Annotated in this window: 13 protein-coding genes; 5 read left to right on the top strand and 8 right to left on the bottom strand. The window is 65.8% G+C overall.

The annotated features are described in order from the left end of the window. Positions 1-531, bottom strand: a 531-nt coding sequence (locus EOA33_RS09990) for an aldehyde dehydrogenase family protein (protein WP_127405550.1), incomplete at its 3' end; no start/stop codon positions are given. A gap of 27 nt (positions 532-558) precedes the next feature. Continuing rightward, positions 559-945, bottom strand: coding sequence for a 5-carboxymethyl-2-hydroxymuconate Delta-isomerase (locus tag EOA33_RS09985; protein WP_126056113.1), 387 nt, complete (start codon positions 943-945; stop codon positions 559-561). A gap of 213 nt (positions 946-1,158) precedes the next feature. On the opposite strand from EOA33_RS09985, the gene hpaR reads away from it, so the two are divergent. Beyond that, a complete protein-coding gene (gene hpaR / locus EOA33_RS09980) occupies positions 1,159-1,566 on the top strand; it encodes a homoprotocatechuate degradation operon regulator HpaR (RefSeq protein ID WP_245482288.1) in 408 nt (135 codons plus the stop codon). 172 nt (positions 1,567-1,738) lie between these two features. Here the strand turns inward: hpaR and EOA33_RS09975 are convergent, their stop codons facing one another. After that, positions 1,739-2,248: a flavin reductase gene (locus EOA33_RS09975; protein WP_127405548.1), complete on the bottom strand. Its 510-nt coding sequence runs from the start codon at positions 2,246-2,248 to the stop codon at positions 1,739-1,741. An 11-nt stretch (positions 2,249-2,259) separates the two neighbouring features. Continuing rightward, positions 2,260-3,804 (bottom strand): 4-hydroxyphenylacetate 3-hydroxylase N-terminal domain-containing protein, encoded by a 1,545-nt coding sequence (locus EOA33_RS09970; RefSeq protein ID WP_127405551.1) that lies wholly within the window; start codon positions 3,802-3,804, stop codon positions 2,260-2,262. Between the two features lie 94 nt (positions 3,805-3,898). Here EOA33_RS09970 and EOA33_RS09965 point away from each other — a divergent pair, with 94 nt between their 5' ends. Then, on the top strand, positions 3,899-4,768 hold the full coding sequence (locus EOA33_RS09965; protein WP_126056110.1) for a helix-turn-helix domain-containing protein: 870 nt from the start codon (positions 3,899-3,901) through the stop codon (positions 4,766-4,768). 93 nt (positions 4,769-4,861) lie between these two features. Here the strand turns inward: EOA33_RS09965 and EOA33_RS09960 are convergent, their stop codons facing one another. Genes EOA33_RS09960 through EOA33_RS09945 form a run of 4 tightly spaced genes read right to left on the bottom strand, consistent with a single transcriptional unit; the run spans position 4,862 to position 8,946 of the window. Further along, the gene (locus tag EOA33_RS09960; protein ID WP_126056109.1) at positions 4,862-6,214 is read right to left on the bottom strand and encodes an aminotransferase class III-fold pyridoxal phosphate-dependent enzyme; all 1,353 of its coding nucleotides are present in this window, start codon (positions 6,212-6,214) and stop codon (positions 4,862-4,864) included. Continuing rightward, complete coding sequence (locus tag EOA33_RS09955; protein WP_189347381.1) at positions 6,207-6,890, bottom strand: HAD-IA family hydrolase; 684 nt, start codon at positions 6,888-6,890, stop codon at positions 6,207-6,209. The genes EOA33_RS09960 and EOA33_RS09955 overlap by 8 nt, the downstream gene beginning before the upstream one ends. Before the next feature lie 8 nt (positions 6,891-6,898). Further along, positions 6,899-8,185 (bottom strand): Tm-1-like ATP-binding domain-containing protein, encoded by a 1,287-nt coding sequence (locus tag EOA33_RS09950; protein ID WP_126056107.1) that lies wholly within the window; start codon positions 8,183-8,185, stop codon positions 6,899-6,901. Continuing rightward, on the bottom strand, positions 8,182-8,946 hold the full coding sequence (locus EOA33_RS09945) for an IclR family transcriptional regulator (protein WP_126059201.1): 765 nt from the start codon (positions 8,944-8,946) through the stop codon (positions 8,182-8,184). Before EOA33_RS09945 ends, EOA33_RS09950 begins: the two co-directional genes overlap by 4 nt. A gap of 175 nt (positions 8,947-9,121) precedes the next feature. Between EOA33_RS09945 and EOA33_RS09940 the strand changes: the two genes are divergently transcribed. From EOA33_RS09940 to EOA33_RS09930, 3 genes are all read left to right on the top strand, one after another. Then, a complete protein-coding gene (locus EOA33_RS09940) occupies positions 9,122-10,567 on the top strand; it encodes an APC family permease (RefSeq protein ID WP_126056106.1) in 1,446 nt (481 codons plus the stop codon). A gap of 57 nt (positions 10,568-10,624) precedes the next feature. Next, a complete protein-coding gene (locus EOA33_RS09935) occupies positions 10,625-11,818 on the top strand; it encodes a cytochrome P450 (RefSeq protein ID WP_127405547.1) in 1,194 nt (397 codons plus the stop codon). Further along, a partial coding sequence (locus tag EOA33_RS09930) for an aldehyde dehydrogenase family protein (RefSeq protein ID WP_127405546.1) occupies positions 11,815-12,233 on the top strand: 419 nt, incomplete at its 3' end. The genes EOA33_RS09935 and EOA33_RS09930, both read left to right, overlap by 4 nt.

The following is a 12,233-nucleotide window of genomic DNA, read 5'->3' as shown; positions in this document are numbered from 1 at the left end:
CTTCCAGGTCGAGACGATGAACGGCGTGTTCCACGGCGTGATCACGCCGACGGGCCCGATCGGCGCCCGCGTCGTCATGTTGACCTGGTTCGGCGCGCGGATCGTCTGGCCGTCGCGGGCTTCCGGCGCGCGGTCGCCATAGAAGCGGAAGTTCTCGGCGCCACGCAATGCCGCCTTGGCCATGAACTTCAGCGACTGGCCGGTGTCCATGCACTCGACGAAGGCGATCTCCTCGGCGCGCGCGACGATGGCGTCGGCGATTTTGTGCAGCAGCTTCTTGCGGGCATCGCCCGATATCGCCGCCCATTCCTTGAAGGCGGCCTTCGCCGCCCTGGCGGCTCGGTCGATGTCGGCGGGCTTGCCGCGCGCCACCGTGGCGATCGGCTTCAGGTCGATCGGCGAGATCGTCTCATAGGTCGAGCCGTCGGCGGAGGGCACCGCCTCGCCGCCGATCTGGTTGAGCACGCCATGCTTCCTGAAGCGTTCCAGATAAGCCTCGGCCTTGCGCAGATTGTCGTCCAGTGCCGCCATGGGTCTTTCCTGTTCTCTAGCGCTCAGTCACTTGCCACGCAGCCGCGGGTGGATGGCGTTTTTCTTCCAGCTGAGTTCGGCGTCGATCTCGCGGATCTCCAGCGACAGCGCGAAATGCGGCGTCGCGAACAGCGTCGCCAGATGCTCCGACACTGCGGCAAAGATCGCTTCGCCGGCGCTCTTCTTTTCCGCCGCGCTGCGGCCCTTGCCGATACGGAAGTTCATGTCGATGAACCCGTTCTCGGGCAGGCGGTCGGCAATCGCATAGACCTCGGCGCGGAAGGCGCGCACCCGGACTGCACCTTGTTCGAACAGGCCGGTTTCGAGGATGGTCCGCGAGACCAGCTCGCAAAGCGCGCCCATGTCGACCTTCGCGTCGAGATTCGCCGAATATTCGATCGCCATATGGGGCAAAGGTTTCCTCCACCTTTTAATTAACATGTGAATTACATCTTGACGATCGAATGTCAAGCGTCGTTCTCTGTGTCCCGGCGGCGGGATTGCCGCTCCCGGTAAAATCGCGGATATAGCTGCGATCGGGGTGCTAATATTTACCGCGACTCGTACTGGATTGGATTTTTCGGAGACCTGATTTTGCTACCACCGAGCACTCGTCGCTCCCTGCCGATGGCTCTGCTTCGCGCTCGCGAGGTGATCAGGGCGCATTTCCGGCCGATGCTTGCCCGCCACGACATCACCGAGCAGCAATGGCGCGTGCTGCGGGTTCTTGCCGAGACTGGGCCGCTGGAGGCCACCGAACTCGCCAACCGCGCCTCCATCCTGCCGCCAAGCCTGACCCGCATCATCAAGGCGATGGAGGAACGTGAGTTCATCACCCGCAACAAGGTCAAGGATGACGGCCGCCGCGCGCTGCTCGCCATCAGCCCGGCTGGTCTGGCGCTGATCGAGGACCTGACGCCCGAGCGCATCGCCATCTACGACGCGATCGAGAAGCGCTACGGCGCCGCCGAGCATGAGCGGCTGCTGGATATGCTGGAAAGCCTCATCCAGTCGGAGTCGACGGAACAGGGCTGAGTTTCGCGCGAGCGCCCCCTCATCCGGCCGCTTCGCGGCCACCTTCTCCCCGCTGGGGAGAAGAGACAAGCGCTGGCGCTGGCGATCTCCTCTCCCCTTGGGGAGAGGTCGGATTGCCCCGAATTGCCCTTCGCAATTCCGGTTGGCAATCCGGGTGAGGGGGCGCCGCTCCTCACCCCCCGAAACTGCCGACCGCGCTCGGCTGCATGTAGTTGCGGCCGACATAGAGCAGCGCCGCCTTGTCGCTGCCGTGGCGGATGTCGACGACGCGGCCGAACATCACATTGTGCGTGCCGACCTTGTTCACCGCGCCGATCTCGCAGTCGAAGCTGACGATGGCGTCGAGCAGCGCCGGCATGCCGGACGGCATAGTCTGCCAGCGCGCCGCATTGTAGCGCTCGGCCATGTCGCGGATCGCGCCGGCGAACTTTCCCGCCAAATGCATGTGCGACTGGGTCAGCACGTTGACGCAGAAGCGCTGGTTGGCGAGGAACAGGCCGGTCTGCGCCGAGCGCTCGTTCATGCAAACCAGCAGCGTCGGCGGATCGTCCGAAACGCTGCACATGGCGGTGGCGGTGAAGCCGCCGCGCCCGGCCGGGCCGTCCGTGGTGACGATGTTGACCGGCGCACAGACCCGCGCCATGGCGTCACGGAATTCCAGCCTCGAGACCTGCGCCTCCATGGCCGGCCTCCTCAGCTCGCCGCAGCTGAAAGCGGCGGCAGCCAGGTGTCGCCGGTCCAGCCCTTCTCGTCATAGTCGGCCATGCATTGGTCGACCAGCTCCTCCATCTGCTTCAGCCGGCCGCCGCGCTCGGCGCCCTTCAGCACCTGCAGCCGCACCTCTTCCGGCGCACCGGCATAGTTGAGCTCGTAGAGCGCGTGGCGGCCACCGAATTCGGTGCCGGTCGCGTCCCACAACAGCTTCATGATCTTGATGCGCTCGACATGGCCCATGTCGTTGGAGCCGCGCACATATTGCGCGAGGTAGCGGTCGATCTCCGGATTGTCGAAATCCCTGGCCGAGGACGGCAGGTAGATCAGCCCCGAGGCGATCACCCGGCGCACCGTGTCGATGACGCGCGGATAGGCCTCCGACATGAAGGTGCGGTAGGAGAGGGCCGCCTCGAGATTGGGCAGCACCGCGCCGCTGGCCCACGGGATCGGGTTGTGTGCCATGGCGTTGGAAAAGCTCCAGAACATGTGGCGCAGCGCGATCACCTCGCCGAGTGCTGCCTGGTTGCCGCGGAAGGCATCGCCGCCTGTAGCGCGCAGCGCCTTGGCGAGCAGGCCGCAGAGGAAGTCGAGCTTGACGGCGAAGCGCGTGCAGCCCTGGAAGCAGTAGCCGTGCATGAAGCCCGACGCCGGATGGAAGGACAGGATCTTCTGCGCGTCGCGCAGCACCAGCACGTCCTCCCAAGGGATGAAGACGTTGTCCAGCACCAGGATCGCGTCGTTCTCGTCGAAGCGCGACGACAAGGGATAGTCGAAAGGCTGGCCGGTCGTGTTCGCCGTCTGCTCATAGGAGACGCGGCAGAACATCTTTATCCCCGGCGCGTTCATCGGCACGATGAACATCACTGACAGCGATGGGTCCTCGGTGACCGTCGCCGAGCTTTGCGCCAGGAAATTGTAGTGGGTCAGCGCCGACGACGTCGCCACCACCTTGGCGCCCGACACCCAGATGCCGGCATCGTTCTCCTTGGTGATGTGCACGAACACGTCCTTCACGGCCTCGGCCGGCTTGTGGCGGTCGATCGGCGGATTGACGATGGCGTGGTTCATAAACAGGACCGCTTCCTGGGCGCGTTTGTGCCAGGCGAGCGCATTGTCCTTGAACGGGCCGTACCATTCGGCATTGGCGCCGAGCGTGTTCATCAGCGCCGCCTTGTAATCGGGCGTGCGCCCCATCCAGCCATAGGACATGCGCGACCAGTCGGCGATCGCGGTCTGCTGCTGGGCAAGCTCGGCGGCGGAATGGGCGACGCGGAAATATTTATGCGTATAGCCGCCCGAGCCGGTATCGGTCGGCGCGGTCAGCGCCGCCTGCCGGTTGGGGTCGTGCAAGGCGTCATAGAGGCGGGCCAGCGAACGCGCCGAATTGCGCATCGCCGGATGGCTGGTGACATCGGCGACCCGCTCGCCATTGATATACACCTCGCGCCCGTCGCGCAGGCTCGCGAGATATTCGGCGCCTGTGAACGGCCGTTTCGTGTCGGCCCGGAAATCTTCCGATCGCATCATGATCCTCCCTTTGATTGGTGGAGAGTAGCCGCAAGCCGCGCGATGGTTTATGGACGAAAGCGATAAATCACTTGGACTTTTTCGGGCCGCCATGAGCCAGACCGCCATTCCCGAATTCTTCGTCTACGGCGAGCCGGCACGGGCGCTCGACGTCGGTTTCCTGCATGTCGAGACGGTGCAGGCGCGCGCTTCCGTGCATCGCGGCCAGGTTCTGGCGCACAAACATCCGCAAATGGCGCAGATCACCTTCTGGACGGGTGGCAGCGGCACCTATCGGATCGAGGACAAGACCTGGAGTTTTTCCGCTCCCACCGTGAGCTTCATGCCGAGCGGCGTGGTCCATGGCTTCGACATCGAACCAGGCACCGATGCCATCGTCGTCTCGGTCGCCGATGCGGCGCTCGCATCCATCGCCGAGCAGTCCGCGCTGCCGCTCGACCAGCCGGTTTTCGTCACGGGGCGCGGCGAGGGCGCGCTGTGGGAGAGGTTGGGTAATACGGTCAGGATGATCCAGGCGGAATATGCCGACAGGCTGCCCGGCGTGGAAAGAATCCTGCCGCCGCTGATCGCGGTGGCGCTGTCGGGCATCGCCCGCCTCGATGCGCAATCGCAAGCGGTGACGGTGCCGGCGGCGGTGGCGCTCGGCGGCCGGCTGCGGCGCCTGATCGACCGCCATTTTCGCGACGACTGGCCGGTCGAGCGCTATGTCGAGGAACTCGGCACCACCCGCCACCTGCTCGACAAGGCCGCGCGCCAGGTGCTGGGCGCAGGCGTGCGGCAGGCTATCGGCGACCGGCGCTTGATCGAAGCCAAGCGCCTGCTGCTCTTCACCATACGCACGGTCGAGGACATCGCCTACGAGACCGGCTTCAACGACCCCGCCTATTTCTCGCGCTTCTTTCGGCAGGGGGTTGGCTTGCCGCCGGCGACGTGGCGGAGACAAAGAGTGAGTAGTGAGTAGTAGGTAGTAAACGGAGCGAGGATTGAACAAATGTTCGAGCCGAAATTCTACTCATACTCACTACTCACTACTCACTACTCACTACTCACTTACTCACGCCGCAGCAGACAACCCGGCATCCAGCGCCTCGCCGATCTTCGCCACATCGGCCGCCGAGATGACCAGCGGCGGCGACAGGATGACGGTGTTGCCGGAGACGCGCAGCATGACGCCGGCCTGGTAGGCGGCATCGGCCACCACGGCCAATGTCTTCTTGTCGGCCGGCTTCTTGGCGGCGCGGTCCGAGACGAGCTCTAGCGCCGCCATCAGGCCCTGGTAGCGGACATCGCCGACCAAAGCGTGCTTCGCCTTCAGCGCTTCCAGAACCTTGCCGAGCTCGACGCCGCGCGCCGCCGCGTTCTCGTTGACGGCAAGCCGTTTTGTCTCGGCGAGCGCCGCCAGCCCGGCCGCGCAGCCGACCGGATGGCCGGAATAGGTGTAGCCGTGGCCGATGGCACCGAAGCTCGTCTTGTCGGCCTCGAACGCGTCGGCGACCTTGGCGCCGATCAGAGTCGCGCCGAGCGGGAAGTAGCCGGACGTGATCGCCTTGGCGATGGTCATGAAATCGGGCTTCACGCCGGAGAGCCGTGAGCCGGACCACGCACCGGTGCGGCCGAAGCCGGTCACCACCTCGTCTGCGATCAGAAGGATGTCGTGACGGTCGCAGATCGCCCGCACCAGCGGCATGAAACTTTCATGCGGAACGATTACGCCGCCGGCGCCGAGCACCGGCTCCAAGATGAAGGCGGCGATGGTGTCGGCGCCCTGGAAGGCGATCTCGTCCTCGATCGCCCGGGCGCAGAGCTTGGCCAGCTTCGCCGGGTCGGTCTCGTCGAACGGGTTGCGGTAGGTCCATGGCGCCGGGGTGTGGAAGACGCCGGGCAAGAGCGGCTCGTAGTTGCGGCGGAAATTGGCGTTGCCGTTGACCGAGGCGCCGCCGAAATGCGTGCCGTGATAGCCCTTCTTCAGCGCCAGGAACTTCGTCCGGTCGCCCTGGCCGCGGATCTTCCAATATTGGCGCGCGAGCCGCAGCGCCGTCTCGACCGAATCCGATCCGCCCGAGGTGAAGAAGGCACGCACCATGCCCTCCGGGGCGAACCAGTCGGTGAGCTCGTAGGCAAGCTCGATCGACGGTCCTGTCGAGGTGCCGCGAAAGCCGGAATAATAGGGGAGCGCATCGAGCTGCGCGGCCATCGCCTTCTTGATCGGGTCGCAGCTGTAACCGAGGTTGACGTTCCACAAGCCGCCGACCGCATCGAGTACGGTGCGGCCGTCGGCATCGGTCACCGAGACGCCGTCGCCCTTCATGATGATCTTCGGCGGCGTCGCCCGCATCTCGGCCGGATGCGCCATCGGATGCCAGATCGGCTTGGCGTTGTTCTCGGTGAGGAAGTTGATGTCACGCATCGGTGGGAACTCCGGTTTCCAATTGGGGGAGGGCGAGGCCGAAATGGCCGAGCGCCTCGGCATAGCTTCGCGCCGGCTGGGCGACGTCGAAATGCACGGTCAGCATGCCGGCGGCGGTGGCGCCGTCGATGTTGCGCTGCTGGTCGTCGACGAAGACGCATTCGCCAAGCGGCAGCTCCAGCGCCTCGCCGACCATCGCATAGGCCAGGCGATCGGGCTTGAGGACGTTGGTATAAGTCGCGTCGACTATGGCCTCGAACAGCGAGAGCAGCGGCAGCCGCTGGCGGAACTGCGTGCCGTAGAACAGGTCGAGCTCGTTGGAGAGGATGGCCAGCCTGATGCCGGCCGCGTGCGCCGTCCGGATCGCCCGTTCTGCCTCGGGCCGGATTACGGCCTGCGGGTCGGCGCCGCGCGCCCGCTGCACGAAGGTCGACATGTCGCGCCAGTCCTCGCCGACCAGCTGGCCGACCTCCCGCGTGCGCGTCCTCCAGTAGTCGCGCTCGCTGATCTCGTCCGCCTGCATGGCCCGCCACAAAGGATCGGAGGCCGGGTCGAACGGGCCGCGCCAGGCAAGCGTGCCCGGCGCCAGACCCAGCGCGCGCTCAGTCAGCGCATGCGTCTCGAACAGCGTGCGGGTGACTACGCCGCCGAAATCGAGCACCATCGCCTTTGGCAGCGACCCGCTCATGCGGCTTGCCTGCGGCCCGGCGGTACTATGCCGTCGGCGACCCAGCGGTCGAAGATCTCCAGCGCCTTGGCGCAGAAGGCGGCGTCATTGATGTGTCCGGCGATCTCGTGCAGCTCGGCATTGGCAGGCACGCTGGCACGCATCTCCTCGACGAAGGCCGACAGCGCCTCTGGGTCATGCAGCGGCTCGCCTTCCTGGTCCCATTGCTGGATGCCGCCGGCGGGCAGGATGAAGGCGGTCGGGCCGGTCGCCGCGGCGAGCTTCTCCCCGATGGCGCGCGCGATCTCCTTGCGGGTCGAGGCGTCCGAGGTCACCGAGGCGAGCAGCCGGTTGTGCGCATGGTAGGGCCGCTCGATGAAACGCGAGGGCACCGTTTGCCAGGTCGGGAAATCCACCATGTCGACGGCGCCGGGCGCGACGATCTGCGGGATGCCCTGCCGGCCCGCATTCTCCAGCCGGTCGGTGCCGGAATTCACCACCGAGCCGGTGAGCTGGTTGGCGAGTTCCTGCAGGCTGAAATCCATCACCGCGACAAAACCCTTTTGCGCCGCGATCGCCTCCAGCGCCCGTCCGCCCATGCCGGTGGTGTGGAAGACGATCACCTCGTAGCCGCGCTTTTCCAGCTCCGGCTTCAGCCTCACCATATAGTGCAGGCAGCTTTTGCCGAGCGAGCTCATGCCGATCCGCGGCTTTGCCGCGTCCGGCTTGACGACGGCCTGCGCGGCACCCACCACCGCGCCGCAGGCCTGCGACAGCACCGCCTTGCAGGCGCTGTTGAGGCCATAGAGCCCGCCGGCCCAAAGGATCATCATCAGGTCTGTGGCGATCCGCTCGGGCGGCAGAAGATGCGAATAGGCGATCGTCGAGACGACGAATTTCGGCACGCCGAGCGGCAGCGCCAGCGCCACGTCGAGCGCAAGGTCGGTGCCCATCGAGCCGCCGAGCGCGATGACGCCGTCGATCTCGCTTTTGTCGTGGAGCGCGCGCGCCAGCCGCGAGGCGCCGAGCGCCATCAGCGTCATCGCCGAATTCTCGTCGCCGCTGGCGATGATCGCCTCGATCGTCGTGTCGGCGGCCTTTGCCACCGCGTGCCTGTCATAGGCCGGCCGGTAGGGCGGGTCGCCGAGCACGCTGACGTCCATCATCACGGCGACGCCGCCGACCGCCTCGATGCGCTCGCGCATGAACAGAAGCTCGTCGGCTTTGGTGTCGCCGGTGCCGATAACCAGGATACGGCGTGTCTCCTCCACAGTCGGTTCTCCCTGCAATGTCGTTGTTGTCATGCCCGCTTGCGGCCCGGCAGCCTGCCGAAAAGCCGCTCGCTGATGCCGCGCGCCGCCGCGGCGACGCTGGCGCCGTGACGCTCGATGTCGCCCTTCTGGATCCGCACCCTTGGTGCCGCGACCGCGACGGTGCCGATGGCGAAACCGTCGGCGCCGAGGATCGGTGCCGCGACGCTGAGCACGCCTTCCTCATAGCCTTGCGAGCCGGTCGAATGGCCGCGCGCGCGGGCGGCGGCGATATGTTCGGCGAGCGTTTCGGCGTCGCCGATCGTGTAGGGCGTGAAGGCCGGCAGCGGTCCCGCGAGGACGCCGGCGCGGACATGCTCCTCGGTGAACGCCAGGAAGGCAATTCCGGACGCCGTCGCATGCATCGGCAGCACCTCGCCAAGTTGCACGCTGACGCGGTTGGCCTTGGCCGACTCGATGACATGGACCGAAATCAGGCCGCGCTTTGAATATTCCGACAAATGCACGGTCTCGCCGGTCTCGGCCGCCAGCTGCTCGACCACCGGCACCGCCATGCGCAGGAACGGAAACTGCGCCTCGCGCATCAGCGCCAGCCGCGCGATGCCGGCGCCCAGCCGGTAGAGCCGCGTGGCTTCGTCCTGCTCCACCAGCCCGTGCTCGATGAGCGAGACCAGTAGCCGCCGCGTCGTCGCCTTGTCGAAACCGGCGCGCCTGGCAAGGTCGGCAAGCGCCGTCTCGGGCGCGCTGCGGCCGAGCATTTCCAGCAGCGAAATGGCTTTGCTCACCGTGCCCATCCCGGTCTGATCCTCCATCAGATACTTAACGTGCGAATTAACTTGACAGCAAGTCGATTCCTTTGCAAGTCTATATTCGAAATGCTGTTGCAAATAGTGAAACGTTGATGGCCCAGCAGAAGGCCCGGCATTTCAGGGACACTTGGTTTCCGCAAGCGCGGATCTGGAGGGAAAGATGACGACAATTGAAGCCGGCGAACTGAACCGGCTGAGGAAGAACAGCCTTGGCGTTGGCGCCATCACCTTCATGGTGATCTCGGCCGCGGCGCCGCTCACGGCTGTGGCGGGTGGCACGCCGCTTGGCATGCTGATGGGCAACGGCGCCGGTTTTGCCGGCACCTATCTCATCGTGACGGTTCTGCTGCTGTTGTTCGCGGTGGGCTACGTCGCCATGTCGCGTCACGTCGGCAATGCGGGAGCTTTCTATGCCTACGCGGCGCGCGGGCTCGGCGGCCTCGCCGGCGGCGCGACGGCGCTGATTGCCATCCTGTCCTACAACGCCATGCAGATCGGTGTCATGGGCTTGCTTGGCGCCGCGACCGCCGGCCTGTTCGCCGGTTGGGGCATCGCTTTGCCCTGGTGGGTGTGGAGCTTCATCGCCATCGCCATAGTCGCCGTGCTCGGTTACCGCCAGGTCGACCTGTCGGCCAAGATCCTGACCGTGCTCGTGCTTGCCGAATATGTCGTGGTGCTGATCCTCGACCTGACGATCCTCAGGACCGGCGGCGACAGCGGCCTGTCGGCGGCACCGTTCAGCTGGAGCCAGATCACGAGCGGCGCGCCGGCGATCGCCATCCTGTTCTGCTTCGCCGCCTTCATCGGCTTCGAGGCGACCACCATCTATGCCGAGGAGGCGCGCGACCCCAAGGTCACCATTCCGCGCGCCACCTATTTCTCCGTCATCCTGATCGGCCTGTTCTACATGGTCACCGCCTGGCTGATGGCGGTCGGCGCCGGTGTCGACAAGCTGCTGCCAGCCTTGCAGGGCCTGCAGGATCCGACCACCTTCCTGTTCGGCCTGTCCGATCGCTATGCCGGCACGCCGCTCACCCACGCCATGAGCATCTTGTTCGTGTCGAGCCTGTTCGCTGGCGTGCTGGCCTTCCACAACGCGGTCGCCCGCTACATCTATGTTGCGGGCCGTGAGAAGCTGCTGCCACAGACCATCGGCGTGACCCATTCGGCGCACCAGAGCCCGCATGTCGCCTCGGTCATCCAGACCGTGCTTGCCGCTGTTGTCGTCGGGCTCTTCGCCGTGCTCGGGCTCGACCCGGTGCTGGCGCTGTTTTCGTGGCTGACCAATGTCGCGACGCTCGGCGTCATCGTGATGATGGCCGTGGCCTCGCTGGCCGTGGTGATGTACTTCCGCGCCAATCCGTCCGCCCAGGAAAACGCGCTGAAGACCACCGTGCTGCCGGGGCTGACCTTCATCGCCTTCGTCATCATCATCTACCTGATCGTCATCAATTTCGGCAGCCTGTCGGGCGCTGGCGGCTTCCTCGGCGTGTTCCTGCCGTCCCTGGTGCTGATCGCCGCCGTGGTCGGCCTGTTGCTGGCGAGTGCATTGAAGGGCCGCGATCCAGTCGCCTTCGAAAATCTCGGAGTGCCTTTGAAGGACTGAAAGAAGTCAGGGGCGGCGGCTGACGCCGCCCCTTCCATCGCAGAGGGAGTGACGGCATTGAGCTTTGCCGACGAGATCACCGTCGAGGCGCTGGAAGCCGATCCTTACCCGATCTATGCCGAGCTCAGGCGCAGCGCCCCGGTCGCCTATGTGCCGGCGGTCAACCTCCGGTTCGTCACCCGCTGGAAGGATGTCGAGACCGTCGCCAAGTCGCCCGACATCTTCTCGGCGGTGGTCGGCACGTCGCCGGTCGAACGCTCCTTCGGCAAGCCGACCATCCTGACCACCGACGGCGAGACGCACAAAGACCTTCGCCAGGGCGTCGATCCAAAATATCGGCCGCGCACCGTCGCCTCCTATGCCGGCGACCTCGTGCGCTCGATCGCCGGGCCCTTTCTCGACCAGATCGCCGAACAGGGCACGGCGGAACTGATGGCAGACTATTTCGAGCCGGTGTCGACACTCAGCCTGGCGCGCTCGCTCGGCCTCGACGACATCGACATGCCGACCCTGCGGCGCTGGTTCTATGGCCTCGCCCAGGGCGCCATCAATTTCGAGAACGACCCGAAGCGGCAAGAGGTCGCCGATGCGATCAGCGCCGAGGTCGGCGCCGCCATCCTGCCGACGCTTGAGCGGCTCGCCCGCGAGCCCGACGACTCGGCGCTTTCGCACATGCTGCATGACGGCATGCCGGATGGGAAAACCCGTCCAATCGATTTCCTGATGCCGAGCATCAAGGTCATCCTGCTCGGCGGCATGCAGGAGCCCGGCCATGGCGCCGGCTCGATCCTTGCCGGCCTGCTCGCCCATCCAGAACAGCTGCGGCAAGTGCTCGACGATCTTGACACCTTCGTGCCGAAGGCCGTCGACGAGGGCCTGCGCTGGGTGGCGCCGATCGGCACCCAGACGCGCCAGACGACACGCGCGGTGGAGATCGGCGGAGCCGTGATCCCCGCCGGCACGCCGGTTGCGGCGCTGGTCTCCTCGGCCAGCCGCGACGAAAGCCGCTTCACCGATCCCGATCGTTTCGACATCCATCGCGACGAAGGCAACCACGCCGCCTTCGGCTTCGGCCATCATTTCTGTTCCGGCCGCTTTTTCGCGCGCGAGCAGATGTGCCTGGCGGTACGGTTGTTGCTCGAGCGCTTCCCCGACCTGAAACTGGTGCCCGGGAAGCAACCGGTGTTCCGCGGCTGGGAGTTCCGCGCGCCTACCACCCTCAATGTTGCCTTCGGAGGCGCTGCCCAATGATCAGCCAGAGCACCATCGACACGCTGCGCAAGACCGAGGTCGGCGCGCGCAACCTGTTCATCGATGGCGTCCAGACGGCAGCCGCGACCGGCGCCACCTTGTCGGTGATCTCGCCGATCGACGGCCGTCCCTTCGCCAGCATCGCCGACGGCAATGCCGCCGATGTCGATCGCGCGGTGCTCGCTGCCCGCAAGGCCTTCGAGAAAGGTTCCTGGTCGCGCGCGGTTCCCGCCTTTCGCAAGAAGGTGCTGACGAAGCTCGCCGAACTGGTCGAGAGGCACGCCGACGAACTCGCCGTGCTCGGCGTGCGCGACAACGGCACCGAGATCGGCATGGCCTACAAGGCCGAGCCGGTGTCGGCGGCCGGCACCATCCGCTACTACGCCGAGGCGATCGACAAGATCTATGGCGAGAT

Origin of the sequence: Mesorhizobium sp. M4A.F.Ca.ET.050.02.1.1 (assembly GCF_003997725.1) — a bacterium.
In the GTDB taxonomy this organism is placed as follows: Bacteria; Pseudomonadota; Alphaproteobacteria; order Rhizobiales; family Rhizobiaceae; genus Mesorhizobium.
This window is presented reverse-complemented; position numbering and strand designations above follow the sequence as displayed.